The sequence below is a fragment of the Micromonospora carbonacea genome, from assembly GCF_014205165.1.
Lineage (GTDB): Bacteria > Actinomycetota > Actinomycetes > Mycobacteriales > Micromonosporaceae > Micromonospora > Micromonospora carbonacea.
In genome coordinates, this window is sequence record NZ_JACHMZ010000001.1 from 2,961,555 (window position 1) to 2,977,298 (window position 15,744).

At 75.2% G+C, this 15,744-nt stretch carries 15 protein-coding genes and 1 riboswitch; of the genes, 8 read left to right on the forward strand and 7 right to left on the reverse strand.

The genetic code is table 11. From position 1 onward, the window contains the following. Positions 1 to 11: 11 nt before the first annotated feature. The 4 genes from lipP1 to HDA31_RS12875 all read left to right on the forward strand — a co-directional run bounded on the left by lipP1 (position 12) and on the right by HDA31_RS12875 (position 3,828). Complete coding sequence (gene lipP1, locus HDA31_RS12860; protein WP_178065243.1) at positions 12 to 1,019, forward strand: LipP1 family hormone-sensitive lipase; 1,008 nt, start codon at positions 12 to 14, stop codon at positions 1,017 to 1,019. Beyond that, entirely contained in the window at positions 1,012 to 2,154 is a 1,143-nt protein-coding gene (locus HDA31_RS12865; protein ID WP_246383916.1) for an alpha-hydroxy acid oxidase, read from the forward strand. Before lipP1 ends, HDA31_RS12865 begins: the two co-directional genes overlap by 8 nt. Next, the gene (locus tag HDA31_RS12870; RefSeq protein WP_376701382.1) at positions 2,103 to 3,506 is read left to right on the forward strand and encodes an aminotransferase-like domain-containing protein; all 1,404 of its coding nucleotides are present in this window, start codon (positions 2,103 to 2,105) and stop codon (positions 3,504 to 3,506) included. Before HDA31_RS12865 ends, HDA31_RS12870 begins: the two co-directional genes overlap by 52 nt. A gap of 61 nt (positions 3,507 to 3,567) precedes the next feature. Then, a complete protein-coding gene (locus HDA31_RS12875; protein ID WP_074477232.1) occupies positions 3,568 to 3,828 on the forward strand; it encodes a hypothetical protein in 261 nt (86 codons plus the stop codon). Between the two features lie 110 nt (positions 3,829 to 3,938). On the opposite strand, the gene HDA31_RS12880 is transcribed toward HDA31_RS12875, so the two are convergent. Beyond that, on the reverse strand, positions 3,939 to 5,378 hold the full coding sequence (locus HDA31_RS12880; RefSeq protein WP_178065244.1) for a glycine hydroxymethyltransferase: 1,440 nt from the start codon (positions 5,376 to 5,378) through the stop codon (positions 3,939 to 3,941). Positions 5,379 to 5,396: 18 nt separating this feature from the next. Beyond that, positions 5,397 to 5,486: riboswitch (ZMP/ZTP riboswitch) on the reverse strand. Positions 5,487 to 5,573: 87 nt separating this feature from the next. Between HDA31_RS12880 and HDA31_RS12885 the strand changes: the two genes are divergently transcribed. Beyond that, positions 5,574 to 6,419 carry a metallophosphoesterase family protein gene (locus HDA31_RS12885; protein ID WP_178065245.1) on the forward strand — a complete coding sequence of 282 codons (846 nt, stop codon included), beginning with the start codon at positions 5,574 to 5,576 and terminating at the stop codon, positions 6,417 to 6,419. A 132-nt stretch (positions 6,420 to 6,551) separates the two neighbouring features. Here HDA31_RS12885 and HDA31_RS12890 read toward each other — a convergent pair whose 3' ends face one another. From HDA31_RS12890 to HDA31_RS12910, 5 genes are all read right to left on the reverse strand, one after another. Further along, a complete protein-coding gene (locus HDA31_RS12890) occupies positions 6,552 to 7,052 on the reverse strand; it encodes a hemerythrin domain-containing protein (protein WP_178065246.1) in 501 nt (166 codons plus the stop codon). 194 nt (positions 7,053 to 7,246) lie between these two features. Beyond that, the gene (locus HDA31_RS12895; protein WP_178065247.1) at positions 7,247 to 8,731 is read right to left on the reverse strand and encodes a S8 family peptidase; all 1,485 of its coding nucleotides are present in this window, start codon (positions 8,729 to 8,731) and stop codon (positions 7,247 to 7,249) included. Positions 8,732 to 8,868: 137 nt separating this feature from the next. Continuing rightward, positions 8,869 to 9,732, reverse strand: coding sequence for an NAD(P)H-hydrate dehydratase (locus tag HDA31_RS12900; protein WP_178065248.1), 864 nt, complete (start codon positions 9,730 to 9,732; stop codon positions 8,869 to 8,871). Beyond that, positions 9,716 to 10,447 carry a histidine phosphatase family protein gene (locus HDA31_RS12905; RefSeq protein ID WP_178065249.1) on the reverse strand — a complete coding sequence of 244 codons (732 nt, stop codon included), beginning with the start codon at positions 10,445 to 10,447 and terminating at the stop codon, positions 9,716 to 9,718. Before HDA31_RS12905 ends, HDA31_RS12900 begins: the two co-directional genes overlap by 17 nt. Positions 10,448 to 10,500: 53 nt before the next feature. Next, entirely contained in the window at positions 10,501 to 12,618 is a 2,118-nt protein-coding gene (locus HDA31_RS12910) for an acyltransferase family protein (RefSeq protein WP_178065250.1), read from the reverse strand. Positions 12,619 to 12,877: 259 nt separating this feature from the next. Between HDA31_RS12910 and HDA31_RS12915 the strand changes: the two genes are divergently transcribed. The 3 genes from HDA31_RS12915 (at position 12,878) to HDA31_RS12925 (ending at position 15,148) form a co-directional block, all read left to right on the forward strand. Further along, positions 12,878 to 13,204 carry a hypothetical protein gene (locus HDA31_RS12915; protein ID WP_178065251.1) on the forward strand — a complete coding sequence of 109 codons (327 nt, stop codon included), beginning with the start codon at positions 12,878 to 12,880 and terminating at the stop codon, positions 13,202 to 13,204. Positions 13,205 to 13,272: 68 nt separating this feature from the next. Beyond that, a complete protein-coding gene (locus HDA31_RS12920; protein ID WP_178065252.1) occupies positions 13,273 to 14,094 on the forward strand; it encodes an SAM-dependent methyltransferase in 822 nt (273 codons plus the stop codon). Between the two features lie 73 nt (positions 14,095 to 14,167). Next, positions 14,168 to 15,148, forward strand: a complete 981-nt coding sequence (locus tag HDA31_RS12925) for a DNA polymerase domain-containing protein (RefSeq protein WP_178065253.1) — start codon at positions 14,168 to 14,170, stop codon at positions 15,146 to 15,148. A gap of 69 nt (positions 15,149 to 15,217) precedes the next feature. Here the strand turns inward: HDA31_RS12925 and HDA31_RS12930 are convergent, their stop codons facing one another. Continuing rightward, entirely contained in the window at positions 15,218 to 15,724 is a 507-nt protein-coding gene (locus HDA31_RS12930) for an Lrp/AsnC family transcriptional regulator (RefSeq protein ID WP_074477242.1), read from the reverse strand. Positions 15,725 to 15,744: the final 20 nt, after the last annotated feature.

The window sequence follows — 15,744 nt, forward strand, 5'->3', positions numbered from 1 at the left end:
GAGACCCACCCATGCCCCTGGACCCGCAGGTGGTCGCGTACCGGGCCGCGCGCGCGGCGGCCGGCGTCGCGCCGCTCTACACGCAGACCCTCGCCGAGGCGCGCGCGGCCGACCTGGCGGCCATCCGGGCCGGGGGCGGCGACGTCGAACCGGTGCACGCGGTACGCGACACGGTCGTCCCCGGCCCGGCCGGTGACCTGCCGGTACGCGTGCACCGGCCGGCCGGGGACGGCCCGCTGCCGACCCTGGTCTACTTCTTCGGCGGTGGCTGGACCCTCGGCAGCGTCGACACCGCCGACGGGATCTGCCGCCGGCTGGCCAACGCCACGGGCTGCCAGGTCGTCACGGTCGGCTACCGGCTCGCCCCCGAGCACCCGTTCCCGGCGGCGGTGCACGACTGCCACGCCGCCGTGGCCTGGCTCGCCACGCACGCCGACGAGTTCGGGGCCGACCCAGCCCGGCTGGCCGTCGGCGGGGACAGCGCGGGCGGCAACCTCGCCGCCGCCGTGACCCTGCTGGCCCGCGACGGCGGCGGGCCGGCGCTGGCCGCCCAACTGCTGGTCTACCCCAACACCGACCAGCGCGAGCGCGCCGAGCCGGCGGGGTCCGCCGATCCCGCTGGGTCCGCCGGGCCCGGCGGGGAGCAGGACCCGCTGCTGTTCAACCGGCACTCGGTGGCCTGGTACCGGGGGCACTACCTGCCCGAGCCCGCCGACGCGGCGAACCCGCTGGCGTCGCCGCTGCTCGCCGAGGATCTGACCGGCCTGCCGCCGGCCCTGGTGATCACCGCCGAGTACGACCCGCTGCGCGAGGAGGGGGAGCGCTACGCCGACCGGCTGCGCGCGGCGGGGGTGCCGGTGGAGCTGGCCCGCTACCCCGGGATGATCCACGGATTCTTCGCCATGCCGGGGGCGTTCGACGCCGGCCGGCACGCCCAGGACCGGGCCGCCGCGTTCCTGCGCGACCGGCTCGGCGTCGCCCCGGCGGTGCCGGCCGACGCGGGCGCGGTCGATGGCTGAACCGCTCTCCCCGCCCGCGCCCGCCCCGACCGCCGCCGGGCCCGCCGGTGCGGTGCCGTTCGCGGCGAGCCTCGCCGACTTCGCCGCGCTGGCCCGCGCGGCGCTGCCGCCCGAGGTGTACGACTTCGTGGCCGGCGGCAGCGGCGCCGAGACCGCCCTCGCCGCGAACCGGGCCGCCCTGGACCGGGTCGCCGTGCTGCCCCGGATGCTGCGCGGGATCGACCGGCCCCGCACCGACGCCCCGCTGCTCGGCCGGCCGCAGGCCCTGCCGGTGGCGGTCGCGCCGATGGCGTACCAGCGGCTCGTGCACCCCGACGGCGAGCCGGCGCTCGCGGCGGCGGCCGGCGCGGCCGGGGTGCCCTACGTGGCGAGCACCCTGAGCAGCGCCACCATCGAGCAGATCGCGGCGGCCGGCGGGCCGGTGTGGTTCCAGCTCTACTGGCTGCGGGACCGGGGGATGGTCCGCGAGCTGGTGGACCGGGCGCAGCGGGCCGGGTGCACCGCGCTCATGCTCACCGTCGACGTGCCGATCCTCGGCCCCCGGCTGCGCGACGTCCGCAACGGGTTCGCCCTGCCGCCGCACGTGGCCGCCGCGAACCTGCCCGGCAGCCGCGACGACCTGGCGCACGCCGGCACGCCCGGCACCTCGGCCGTGGCCCGGCACACCAGCGCCGCGTTCGCCTCGGCCCTCACCTGGTCCGACGTCGCCTGGCTGCGGGGGCGCACGGACCTGCCGCTGGTGGTCAAGGGGGTCCTCGACCCCCGCGACGCGGTGCTGGCCGCCGACGCGGGCGCGGACGCGGTGGTGGTGTCCAACCACGGCGGGCGGCAGCTCGACGCCGCCCCCGCCGGGCTGACCATGCTGCCGCAGGTGCGCACCGCCGTCGGCGACCGGTGCGAGGTGCTGGTCGACGGCGGCATCAGCGGCGGCGTCGACGTGCTGCGCGCCCTGGCGCTGGGCGCGTCGGGAGTGCTGGTGGGCCGGCCCCTGCTGTGGGCGCTGGCCGTCGGCGGGCGGGCCGGCGCCGACGCCGCGTTCGCGCTGCTCGCCGCCGAGCTGCGCGACGCCCTCACCCTCGCCGGGTGCGCCGACCCGGCGGAGGCCCGCGACCTGCGTACGATCACGGAAGGCTGAACGTGGACGCTGGACGACCGGTGGACCTGAGCGCGCACACCGACCTGGACGTGGCCGACCTGCACCCGGCGGTCGGCGATCCCGCGCTGAACTCGATGAACTTCCTCAACGAGGTCGCCCAGCGCTATCCCGACGCGGTGTCGCTGGCCGCCGGCCGCCCGTACGAGGAGTTCTTCGACGTCGCCGACCTGCACCGGCACCTGGAGACCTTCCGCGCCCACCTGGCCGACGACCTCGGCTACGGCCCGGCGCAGGTGCACCGCGCCCTGTTCCAGTACGGCCGCACCAAGGGCATCATCCACGACCTCGTCGCCCGCAACCTCGCCGTCGACGAGGAGATCACCGTCGACCCGGAGTCGATCGTGGTGACCGTCGGCTGCCAGGAGGCGATGCTGCTGGTGCTGCGGGCGCTGCGCGCCGGCCCCGCCGACGTGCTGCTCGCCGTCGCCCCCACCTACGTCGGGCTGACCGGCGCGGCCCGGCTCGTGGACCTGCCGGTGCGCCCGGTGGCCGGGGGGCCGGCCGGCATCGACCTGGCGGACCTGCGCGCGCAGGTCCGCCGGGCCCGCGCCGAGGGGCTGCGCCCGCGCGCCTGCTACGTGATGCCGGACTTCGCCAACCCGTCCGGGGCGAGCATCGGCCTGGCCGACCGGCGGCGGCTGCTGGACCTCGCCGCCGCCGAGGACCTGCTGCTGATCGAGGACAACCCGTACGGGCTGTTCCACGCCGACGGCGCGGGGCGGGTGCCCACGCTCAAGGCCCTCGACACCGGGCGGCGGGTGGTCTACCTCGGCTCGTTCGCCAAGACCGTGCTGCCCGGGGCGCGGGTCGGCTACGTCGTCGCCGACCAGCGGGTGCGCGACGCCGACGGCACCGTCGGGCCGCTCGCCGACCAGCTCGCCAAGATCAAGAGCATGGTCACGGTGAACACCTCCGCCATCGCCCAGGCCGTCGTCGGCGGGGCGCTGCTCGCCCACGGGTGCAGCCTCGTCGCCGCCAACACCCGCGAGCGCGCCGCGTACGCCCGCAACCTGCGCCACCTCGTCGACGGCCTGGCCCGGCGGTTCCCCGACCCGTCGCCGGTGCGGTGGAACGTCCCGGCGGGCGGCTTCTTCGCCGTGGTGAGCGTCCCGTTCCCCGTCGACGACGTGCTGCTGCGCCGCTCCGCCGAGGACTACGGCGTGCTGTGGACGCCGATGGCCCACTTCTACGACGACACCGCGCCGGTGGCCGCGCTGCGGCTGTCGATCAGCGCCGTGACGCCCGGGCAGATCGACGCCGGCCTCGACCGGCTCGCTGCGCTGATCGCCGACGAGCTGGCCCGGTCGCCCGTCCCGGCGGCCCGGGGCTGATCTCGTACTGTCGTCGTTCCGCCACCCCCCGTGCGCCGCGCGGCCGGGCGGACCGGCCATAATGGACGGCATGGTCGCATGGGAGTACGCACTGTTGGTCCGCCGCTACCAGGGGCAGGGGCGCAATTTCCACGTCTCGTTCGTGTGGTACGGCCCGGACGGGTCCCGCACCGACATCACCGCGTACGGCGACACCGCGATCGCGCACCTCAACCGGGCCGGCCGGGAGGGCTGGGAGCTGGTCTCCGCCGCCGAGGACGTGAACAACGTCCAGGGCAGCACCGAGGTCCACCGCTACCACCTCAAGCGCCCCATGGCCTGACCCCCGCCCGGCCCCGCGTCCCGCCGCCCCACCTCGGCGATCAAAAGGAGAGCGTCAAAGTCGATCTCGACGATGGCGCTCTCCTTTTGATCAGCAAGCGGGTGGGGCGGTCAGGTCAGGGTGACCGAGGGGTAGAGAGGGTGGGTCGACAGGAGGTCGGTGGCCTGCCGGCTGACCTTGTCGGCCAGGGCCGGGTCCAGGACGTACTTGGCCTTCGACGGCGTGCCGTCGGCGTTCGACCCCGGCGTGGTCTGGCTGAGCACGGTGTGGATCAGCTCGGCCGTCGCGTCCATCTCGGCGGCGCCCAGGCCCCGGGTGGTCAGGGCGGGCGTGCCGATCCGGATGCCCGAGGTGTACCATGCGCCGTTCGGGTCCTGCGGGACCGCGTTGCGGTTGGTGACGATGCCCGAGTCCAGCAGCGCCTGCTCCGCCTGCCGGCCGGTCAGCCCGTAGCCGGAGACGTCGATGAGCACCAGGTGGTTGTCCGTGCCGCCGGTGACCAGCTTCGCGCCCCGGCCCAGCAGCCCCTCGGCGAGGGCCTGGGCGTTGTCGACGATGCGCTGCGCGTAGTCGGCGAAGTCGGGGCGGCGCGCCTCGGCCAGGGCGACCGCCTTGGCGGCCATCACGTGCGGCAGCGGGCCGCCGAGCACCATCGGGCAGCCCCGGTCGACCTGGTCGGCCAGCTCCGGGCCGCACAGCACCATGCCGCCGCGCGGGCCGCGCAGCGACTTGTGGGTGGTGGTCGTGACGATGTGCGCGTGCGGCACCGGGTCGAAGTCGCCGGTGAACACCTTGCCGGCCACCAGGCCGGCGAAGTGCGCCATGTCGACCATGAACGTCGCGCCCACCGAGTCGGCGATCTCCCGCATGATCCGGAAGTTGACCTTCCTCGGGTACGCCGAGTAGCCGGCGACCAGGATCAGCGGCCGGAACTCGCGGGCCGCCTCGGCGACCCGGTCGTAGTCGATCAGCCCGGTCGCCGGGTCGGTGCCGTAGCTGCGCTGGTCGAACATCTTGCCGGAGATGTTGGGCCGGAAGCCGTGGGTGAGGTGGCCGCCCGCGTCCAGCGACATGCCGAGCATCCGCTGGTCGCCCAGCTCGCGGCGCAGCGCGAACCAGTCCTCCTCGGTCAGGTCGTTGACCTGGCGCACCTGGGCCCGCTTCAGGGCCGGGGACTCCACCCGGTCGGCCAGGATCGCCCAGAACGCCACCAGGTTGGCGTCGATGCCCGAGTGCGGCTGCACGTACGCGTGCGACGCGCCGAACAGCTCCCGGGCGTGCTCGGCGGCGAGCGCCTCGACGGTGTCGACGTTCTGGCAGCCGGCGTAGAAGCGGCGGCCGACCGTGCCCTCGGCGTACTTGTCGCTGAACCAGTTGCCCATCGCCAGTAGCGTGGCGGGGGAGGCGTAGTTCTCGCTCGCGATCAGCTTCAGCGACTCGCGCTGGTCGGCCAGCTCCGCCCCGATCGCGTCGGCGACCCGGGGCTCGACGGCGCGGATCACCTCGAGGGCGCTGCGGAAGGCGGTGGACTCGGCGTTCGGCGACGACATGCGACCTCCTGGTGACGTGCGGAAGGCCCAGGCGCTCGGCAGACGTCCTGATGACGGGACCGCTTCCCGATGGTTGTCCATCCCCACGCGCCAGTCACGGCCCGAGCCGATCCTACCCGGTCGGCCCGGGGGAGGGCCGGGCCGGACCACCTTCGGCGGCCCCCACGCCCGCGGCGGCTCCCGTAGGATCGAACGGTGGTGGGGGAGGCCGACGGGGCGCTGCTCGCGATCAGCGACCTGCATGTGACATACGCGGAGAACCGGGCGATCGTCGAGGGCCTGCGCCCCCGTTCACCGGGCGACTGGCTGCTGGTCGCGGGCGACGTCGCCGACACCGTGGCCGACATCGAATGGGCGCTGGGCCTGCTCAGCCAGCGCTTCGCCAAGGTGGTGTGGGCCCCGGGCAACCACGACCTGTGGACCCCGTCGAGCGACTCCGTCACCCTGCGCGGGGTGGCCCGCTACCGGCACCTGGTCGACGTCTGCCGCGCCCTGGGCGTGGTCACCCCGGAGGACCCCTACCCGGTGTGGCGGGGCCCCGGCGGGCCGGCGCTGGTCGCGCCGCTGTTCCTGCTCTACGACTACACCTGGCGGCCCGAGGGCATCGACACCCGCGAGGCGGCCCTGGCCGAGGCGTACGCCACCGGCATCGTCTGCACCGACGAATACCTGCTGCACCCGGACCCGTACCCGAGCCGGCAGGACTGGTGCGCGGCCCGGCTCGCCGAGACGGCCGCGCGGCTCGACGCCCGCGACCCGACGCTGCCGACGGTGCTGGTCAGCCACTGGCCGCTGGTGCGCGAGCCGACCCGGATCCTGCGCTACCCGATCTTCGCCCAGTGGTGCGGCACCGACGCCACCGCCGACTGGCACGTGCGCTACGGGGCCGCCGCAGCCGTCTACGGCCACCTGCACATCCCCCGCACGACCTGGCACGACGGGGTGCGCTTCGAGGAGGTGTCGGTGGGCTACCCCCGGGAGTGGCGACGCCGGTCCGTCCCACCCGGCCAGCTCCGCCAGATCCTCCCGCCCCCGGACTGATCCGCCCCCCGACCTGGTCGGCCCGGACCTGCTCCCGCCCCGCCGGCCTCGCGGCCGGACCCCCGGACCGTGGACGGTTGCCGTCCGCTGGTGACGACAACCGTCCACGGCCCGGGTGCGGGACGGGCGGTGTCAGGCGGTGACCGCGTCCAGCGCTTTCTTGATCGCCTTCGGCGCGGTCGGGCTGCGCGGGGCGTCGGGGCGCAGCGCGATCATCCGCTCGCCGATCTCCTGCAACTGCTTGCGGGCGAGCGCCTCCCGCACCTTCGGGAACCACTCCTGCTCCTCCTCCTCGACGTGGTGCTCCACGTTCTCGATCAGCACCGTGGTCTTGGCGTTGAAGTGGTCGTCGTCGGCGTCCATGGCGGCCAGCTCCGCGCAGAGCAGGTCGGCGACGTGGTGCTCCTCGTACGATTCGAGGATGTCGTCCTCCAGGTCCGGCAGCAGCTTGCGGACCTCCGGGTACATCACCTCGTTCTCCAGGTAGGTGTGCACCGTGAGGGCCTCCAGGATCTGCCCCACCAGCTTCTGCCGCTGGCTCGCCGGGCCGTCCTGGGCATCCTGGAAGGCCCGGAACAGGCGGCGCATCTCCTTGTGGTCCTCTTTGAGCACGACGATGGCATCGGTCGACACCGGTGACCTCCTAGGTTCGGCTGATGATCGTCCGGTACCCCGAGGTCACCAGCGGAAACAGGCGTCACCCGATCGGTGGACGGTCCCGTCGCCCGTCCCCGGCCGGTGCGGCCCGGCCAGCGGCGCGCCGGTGCCCGAAACACGCTGGTGGGGCCCGACGGCACGCCGAGCCCCACCGATCCCCCGTCAGGCGGTCACTTGACCGCGTTGTAGGCGTTGACGGTGCCCGCGCCGTAGAACCCGTTGCGGGCCCCGCCGGAGCAGGTCGCGTCGTACGCGTGCGGCCCCGTCGGGATCAGCGGGACCGGGTTGTAGACGCCCGCCGGGCAGGGGCGGGCGACGGCGGTGCGCTCCAGGAACGACGCGAGCTGCCCCGGCGTCATCCCCGGGTGGGCCGACAGGGCCAGGGCGGCGACGCCGGTCGCGTGCGGCCCGGACATCGAGGTGCCCTGCTTGTAGCCCCACCCGTTGGTGCGGGTGGCGGTGTTGAAGGTGGTGGACAGGATCGCGTCGGTGCTGGTCGACCGGGCGCCCTGGGTGCGGAACCGGGTGTCGCCGCCCGGGGCCGTCACGTCGACGACGCCCTGCCCGTACGAGGAGTAGTAGCTCTTGTCCCCGGTCGGGCCGACCGCCGACACGGTCACCACGCCCGGCGCCTCGGCCGGCAGGTCGAGGCAGGCGTTGGTGAGGTTCTCGCGGGTCTCGGGCGTCCCGTTGTTCGGGCTGCCCTCGTCGGTGATCTTGTGCGCGAGGTCGTAGTTGGAGTTGCCCGCGGACGCCACGTTGAGCACGCCCCTGCTCTGCGAGTACCGGATGGCCCGCTGCACGGCCTGCCACACCGGACGCTGGCGCGCGTCGTTGCGGCAGTTCAGCTCCCACGGGTCGATGTAGTAGCTGTTGTTGGTCAGCTGCATGCCGTGCTCGGCGGCCCACACGAAACCGCAGACCGCGGCCTCCGGGAAGATGTAGCCGTCGTCGTTGACCACCTTGACGGCGGCCACCCTGACACCTGGGGCGACGCCGGTCACCCCGACGCCGTTGATCGCGGCGGCGATGGTGCCGGCCACGTGGGTGCCGTGGTCGGAGGTGGTCGGGTTCCAGGCGGCCTCGGTGGTGTCGGTGACACCGCCGACGCAGGACGTGCTCTTGTCCCTGGCGATCTGGCCGGCCAGGTCCGGGTGGCTGGAGGAGATGCCGCTGTCGAGCACGCCGACGACCACGTCCGGGCTGCCGGTCGTGATCGCGTGGGCCTGCGGGACGCCGATCATCGGCATGTCCCACTGCTGCCCGTACAGCGGCTCGGTGGTCGGGTCGCCGCTGGCCGCGGCGGCGTCGGCCGCCGGGACCTCCACGGTCTCGCCCTCGTCGAGGGCGCTGCCGAGGCCGGTGGTGGCGGCCACCGACTCGACGCCGGCGCCCTTCACCGCCGAGGCGAAGTCGGGGTTGGTCGACCGGACGACGAGCACGCCGATCTGGTGGTAGCTGGCCACCACCGTGCCGTTCGCGGCGGCGACCCGGGCCGCCGCGGCGTCGGTCGTCGCACCCTGCGGGGCGAGGACCAGGAAGGTGGTGTCGGGGCCGACGGCCGCCGCCGGGGCCGGTCCGCCGGTGAGGGCGAGACCGACGCCGAGCGTCACGGCGGACGCGGCGGCCAGGGTCTTGCGACGCAGGTTCTTCACACAGACTCCCAGGGGGCTGTTCCAGCCGGCTCCGCGCCCCTGGTGGGGACGCGGCCGGCGGCAGGCGGACGGACGCCCGCCTCCGCTGGATGAGCGCCGGGCCGCCGCGCGGCGTTACGCCGCACCGGAGTGGGTGGTCAGACCGTGGCGAGGGTGTGCGGGATCTCGTCGAGCAGCTCGCGGGCGAGGAAGCCGATGCGGCCGAACCGGGGCACCAGACGCTGCCCGCTGACCGCGTGCGCGAACGCCGCCCAGCAGGCCGCCTGCGCCGGCTCCGTGCCCCGCGACAGCAGGCCCGCCAGCAGCCCGGCCCGCACGTCGCCGCTGCCGGAGGTGCCCAGCCCCGCGTCGCCGCTCTCCTCCCGCCAGCACCGCCCGTCGGGCGCGGCGACGTGGCCGTAGAGGGAGACCACCGCGTCGTACCGGCGGGCCAGCTCGGCCGCCTCGGCGTCCAGGTCGTCGCCGGGGTCGCGGCCCAGCAGGTGCGTCGCCTCGGTCAGGTTGGGGGTCAGCACCACCGGCCGGCCCGAGCCGACCAGCAGGTCCGGTGCGTGGCTGAGCGCGCCGAGGGCGTACGCGTCGAGCACCAGCGCGGTCTGCTTCGGCGCGGCGTCGAGCACCCCGCGCAGCAGCTCCCCGGTCGCCTCGATGTCCGTGAGCCCGGGGCCGACGGCCACCACGTCGGCGTCGGCCACCAGAGCGTCCAGCGGGTCGCCGGGCCGGCCCGCGACGGCCCCGTCGGCGGTCTCGGGCAGGCCCACGACCAGCGCCTCCGGCACCTGGATGCTCAGCGCGGCGGCGGTGGACTCGGCGGCGGCCAGTTGCAGCACCCCCGCGCCGGCCCGCAGGGCGGCCACCCCGGCCAGCAGCACCGCGCCGGGGGTGAACCGGGAGCCGCCGACGACCAGCACGGTGCCCCGGGCCTCCTTGCCGCCGGTCGGCACGGGCAGCGCCCAGTTCCGCAGCAGCGCCGGGGTGATCACCTCAGACCGGTTCGGCATGGACCTCGTCCTCCCTGGTGGGGCGGGCGCCCTGCTCGTGCAGGTGGGTGACGTCGTTGAACGTGTCGGGGACGAGCCGGCCGTCGGCGTCGGCGGTCCAGCCGGTGACCGAGCAGTTGGCGATCACGTGCCGGCGGGTCAGCGTCATCAGCTCCGGCTCGGTCAGCCCCTCCACGAGGTAGCGCAGCAGGAACACCAGCGCGTCGTGGCCGAAGAGGAGCACCCGCCGGTCGGCGTGGTCCCGGCGCAGGTCGCCGAGCAGGCCGCGCAGCCGCAGCGCCACGTCCGTCCACGACTCGCCGCCGGGCGGCCGGTAGTAGAACTTGCCCAGCCGGGCCCGGCGCTGCGCCTCGTCGGGGAACCGGCGGGCGACGCCGTGCCCGGTCAGCCCGTCGAGGACGCCCAGCTCCCGGTCCCGCAGCCGCTCGTCGCGGCTCACCGGGATGCCGGTGCCGTCGAGGGCCAGCTCGGCGGTGCGCACCGCCCGCAGGTAGGGCGACACCACCGCCACGTCCGGCCGCCGCCGCTGCGGCAGCCCGGCCAGCCAGCGCCCGGTCGCCCGGGCCTGCTGCTCGCCGGTGGGGGACAGCGGCACGTCCGCGTCGCGGTGGGTCAGCCCGATCAGCTCCGCGCCGGCGCTCTCCGCCTCGGTCGCCGCGACGTTCGCCGTGCTCTCGCCGTGCCGCACGATCCACAGGGCTGCCAGTTCCGCCATGCGCCGAACCGTACCCGGCCCTCCCGAGCGGTAACCCTGACCGGGGCGGGGGCCTAGTCGAGCAGCGTGACCAGGCGGTCCCGCAGCCGGGGAGCGAGGCTCGACACGTACGTGGCGGTGAGGTGGTTGGCGTCCCGGTAGATCAGCACGCCGCCGATGACCGCCGCGCAGGGATCGACGGGGCAGATCGCATCGTTGAGGTCGACCAGGTGGACGCCGCGTTGCCCGGCCGCCGCCGCCTCGTGCGCCGGCCCGCCGCCCGCGTCCAGGGCGGACTCCCGGTCCGTGGCGCAGCGCGTGAGCTTCCGTGGATTGGCCGCCACGCACTCGGGGGCGTTGCGCTCCAGGTAGGGCGTGTCGCGGAGCACGACCACCGTCGTGTCGACCGCCGTCACCGCCCGCCAGGTGGCGCGCAGCCCCTCGGCCATGCCCTTGTCCGCCTCGTCGACGTCGTCGCGGTCCACCCCGTAGGGGCGGTAGAAGGTGTTGCTCACCAGCAGCAGGTCCGGCTTCTCGACCTCGACGAGCTGCTTCTGCACGGCGCGGTTCCAGTCCCGGCAGCCGGGTTCCGGTCGTTCCTGCCAGGCCACCTCGATGGAGATGAACGGACAGGCGGACCGGGTGTAGGACAGCAGCCGCCAGCCCTCCGCCTCGGCGATGAGCTTCAGGGCCGGCAACCACTGGTTGGCGTGCGAGTCCCCGGCGAGTGCGACGGTGGTCGCGCCGAAGGGGTCCCCGTACTTGCAGGGGAACGCCTGGTCGCCCTGTTGCCCGGCCCCGCAGGGGTTGGCCCACTGCTCGGGCCCGTCCTTCTTGGCGACGCTCGGGTCGGGGACGATGGACGCGACCCGGTCGACGGCGGCCCCGGCCCGGTTGCCCAGCGGCTCCCTGCCGAGCACCGTCGCGCCGGGCGGACCGCCGGGAGTGGTGGTCGCGGTCGGGGTGGGCCCGCCGATCGCCGGCAGGGCCACGGGGGTGGGCGGCGCCTGCCGGGGCGGCCACACCGTGAGCTGGAACAGCAGGCCGGCGGCGACGGCGACGCCCGTGCAGAGGGCGCCGACGCGCAGGGCGGCGGCCGGCTCCCACCGCAACGCCGCGGACATCCGGATCGGGTTCTCCACGAACCGGTAGGTGAGCGCGGCCGGCACGGCCGACAGCGCCACCACGCCGAGGGCCGCCTGTGTGCCCAGCTCGCCGAACCGCGCCTCGGCGGCCACCAGCAGCGGCCAGTGCCACAGGTAGAGCGAGTAGGACAGCGCGCCGACGGCGCGGATCGGCCGCCACCCGAGCGCGCCGGAGGGGCCGAACCGGCCGGCGGCCTGCGCGCCCGCGATCACGGCGGCGGTGCCGACCGTCGGCAGCAGCGCCTGATAGCCGGGGAAGGCCCGGTCGGGGTCGACGAGGAAGGCGGACGCGGCCACCGTGGCCAGCCCGGCCCAGGCGAGCATGGCGGCCAGCGGCCGGGGCAGCCGGTGCAGCCGGGCGCCGGCGATGGCGACGGCCCCGCCGAGGGCGAGTTCCCACAGCCGGGTGGTGGTGACGAAGTAGGCCGGGCCGGGGTCGGCCTGGCTCGCGTGCACCGACCAGGCGAACGAGGGCAGCGCGACGAGGGCGAAGCCGGCCATCAGTGCGCCCCGGCGCAGCCGGCGACGACCGCCGAGCACGGCGAGACCGAGCAGGAGCAGCGGCCACCCGAGGTAGAACTGCTCCTCGACGCCGAGGGACCAGAAGTGCTGGACGATGCTGGGCGCGGCGTCGGCGGCCCAGTAGTCGGTGGCCTGGACAGCGAGCCGCCAGTTCAGCCCGTAGGCGGCGCTGGCCACCACGTCCCAGGCGGTGTCGGCCCAGCGGGTGCGGGGCAGCAGGAGCCAGGTGAGCAGGAGGCTGGCCACCAGCACGACGGCCGCGGCGGGCAGCAGGCGTTGGGCCCGGCGGGCGTAGAAGCCGGCCAGGGAGATCCGGCCGGTGCGTTCGAGTTCGGCGACGAGCAGGCCGGTGATGAGGAATCCGGAGATGACGAAGAAGACGTCGACGCCGGCGAAGCCGCCCGGCACGAGGTCGCGCCCGGCGTGGCCGACGAGGACCATGACCACGGCGAGGGCGCGCAGCCCCTCGATGTCTCCCCGGAAGGCCGACCGCGCGGAACCCTCCGGCGTGACTGGCAAGCGCATCGAATGCCCCGTTTCCCCTTATATCGACCGGTTGGCGACGTGTACAACGGGTCGGGACGACGGAGGTTATCCCCGCCGGCCGAGCGAGGGCGGCGCGGACGACCGGGCCCGGCGGTCAGGCGCGGGGACGAAGCGCGCCCGCGCGGGGGCAGCGCCGTGGCCGTACGCCCGGCAGAATGTCACCCGCGCCGCCGGGGCCACCGGCGGCGCGGGTGTCGACGGACGCCGGCCGCCGGCCGGCCGAGAGGGGTGCGCGGCGATGACGGTGGTCCGGGGTCTGCGCGAGGCGCTCGTGCTGTTCGTCGTGGCGCTGGTGGCGGTCGCCGCCGCCGCGGGCGTGTGGACGGCGGTCAGCGGGGGCGACTTCGTCTTCCGGGTCGGTGTCGCGCTCATCGTCGTCGGCACCCTGCTCGGGCTCACCGGCGACCTGACCCTGAGCCGGATCGGCATGCTGCCCGCCCGGTCGGCCTTCGGGCTGGCCCCCGAGCGGGAGGACGCGGGCGGCGGGCGGGTGCTCACCGGCGTCGGGATCTTCCTGTTCGTCTCGCTGCCGTTGATGGCCGTCGGGGTGGCGCTGCTGTCCTGACCCGGCCGGGCCGTCCGCCCGCCGCGGGGCTAGGCTGACCGGACATCCGCGACAGCCGAGGAGTTTTCGTGTCAGAGTCCGGCGACGTCGGGGTTCGCGGCGGCGAACGGGTCGAGCCCATCGACACCTCGGTGGCGCACAACGCCCGGGTGTGGAACTACTGGCTGGGCGGCAAGGACAACTTCGAGCCGGACCGCCGGGTCGGCGACCACGTCCGGCAGATGTTCCCGGTCATCGGGGAGGTCGCCCGGGCCGACCGGCGGTTCCTCGCCCGCGCGGTGCGGCACCTGGCCGGCGAGGCCGGCGTGCGGCAGTTCCTCGACATCGGCACCGGCCTGCCGACCGCCGACAACACCCACCAGGTCGCGCAGTCCGTCGCCCCCGACGCGCGGATCGTCTACGTCGACAACGACCCGATGGTCCTCGTGCACGCCCGCGCCCTGCTGACCAGCTCCGCCGAGGGGGCCACGGACTACGTCGAGGCGGACGTCCACGACCCGGCGTCGATCCTGGCCGCCGCCGGGCGGACGCTGGATCTCGACCGGCCGGTGGCCGTGATGATGCTGGGCATCCTCAACTTCGTCCTCGACACCGACGAGGCGGTGGCGATAGTCCGCCGGCTGCTGGACGCGATGCCCCCGGGCAGCTACCTGGCGCTCACCCACCCCACGGTCGAGCTGGGCGGCGAGGCGAACGTGCCGGCCATGGAGTTCTGGAACGCCAACGCCGCGCCGCCGATCCGCGCGCGTACCGGGGCGGAGATCGCCCGGTTCGTCGACGGCCTGGAGCTGGTGGCGCCGGGCCTGGTGTCGTGCGCGCGGTGGCGTCCGGCCGACGGCGAGGAGCCGGCGGTCGTCCCGCAGTACGGCTGCGTGGCCCGCAAGCCCTGACCGCGCCGGGCCGCGCCGAAGGCCCGCCGGACTGCCTCCGACCTGCCTGCGCCCGTCGGCGCGGCGTCGTACGGTGGCAGTCGTGGCCACGGCGGCGCAGGAGATCAGGGTCGGGGAGCGGGTGGTCCGCGTCTCCAGCCCCGACAAGCCCTACTTTCCCCAGCGCGGCCTGACCAAGCTCGACGTGGTGCGCTACTTCCTCGCCGTCGGCGACGGGATCCTGCGCGCCCTGCGGGACCGGCCGACCATGCTGGAGCGGTGGCCCCGGGGCGTGTTCGAGGGCGCGCGGATCGCCACCCGGCAGAGCAGCCGGGGCGACGCGTTCTACCAGAAGCGGCTGCCGGCCGGCGCGCCCGACTGGGTGCGCACCGCCCACCTGACGTTCCCCAGCGGACGCACGGCCGACGAGGTCGCGCCCGGCGAGCTGGCGGTGGTGATCTGGGCGGCCAACCTCGGCACGCTGCGCTTCCACCCGTGGCCGGTCACCGCCGCCGACACCGAACGCCCCGACCAGCTCCGCATCGACCTCGACCCCATGCCGGGGGTCGACTTCGCGCAGGTGGTCCCGGTCGCGCTGGAGCTGCGGGCGGTGCTGGCCGAGCTGGGGCTGGTCGGCTACCCGAAGACCACCGGCGGGCGGGGGCTGCACGTCTACGTGTCGATCGAGCCGAGGTGGGGCTTCGGCGACTGCCGCCGGGCGGTGCTGGCCCTGGGCCGCGAGCTGGCGCGCCGCCTGCCGCACCTGGTCACCACGACCTGGTGGCGCGAGCAGCGGGACCGGCCGGTCTTCGTCGACTACAACCAGATGTCGCGGGACCACACGATGGCCTCGGCGTACTCGATCCGGCCCACCCCGGCGGCGCTGGTCTCCGCGCCGCTGGACTGGACGGAGCTGGACGCCGCCCGGCCGGAGGACTTCGACGTGCTCACCCTGCCGGCGCGATTCGCCGGGCGCGGCGACCCGCACGCCGGCCTGGACGGCCCGCGCTTCTCGCTGGAGCCGCTGCTGGAGCTGGCCGACCGCGCCGGCCTCGCGGCCCCACCGGAGCGCTGAGCCGCCACCTGTGCCGCCGGGCCGCCGCCGGCACCACCAGCAGCGGCGGCACCACCGGCGGCGGCGCGCTCACGCCCACGGGCTGCGGGTGCCCTCGAACTCGTCGAAGACGAGCCAGCTGCGGGTGGACAACACCCCGGCGATGCCCTGCACCCGGTCCAGCACCACGTCCCGCAGGGTGGCGTTGTCGGGCGCCCGGACCAGGGCGAGGACGTCGTGCTCGCCGCTGAGCAGCGCGACGTGCTCGACGTAGCGCACCCGGGCCAGCTCGGCCGACACCTCCCGCCAGGTGTTCTGCTGGATCGTCAGCGCGATGTACGCCGACGTGCCCAGCCCGGCCGGCTCGGGCGCGATCCGGGCCCGGAAGCCGGTGACGACGCCGTCGCGCAGCAGCCGCTCCACCCGCGCGTACGCGTTGGTGCGGGAGACGTGCACCCGTTCGGCGAGGGTACGGATCGAGATCCGCCCGTCGCGGGCCAGCTCGTCGAGGATGCGCCGGTCCACCTCGTCGAGCGGCCCGGCCGAACGTCCCGTACCGCCCTCCGCGCCCGGCTCCCCGGTGGCCTGCTGGCTCACATCCGGCCCCTTCCCCTGCC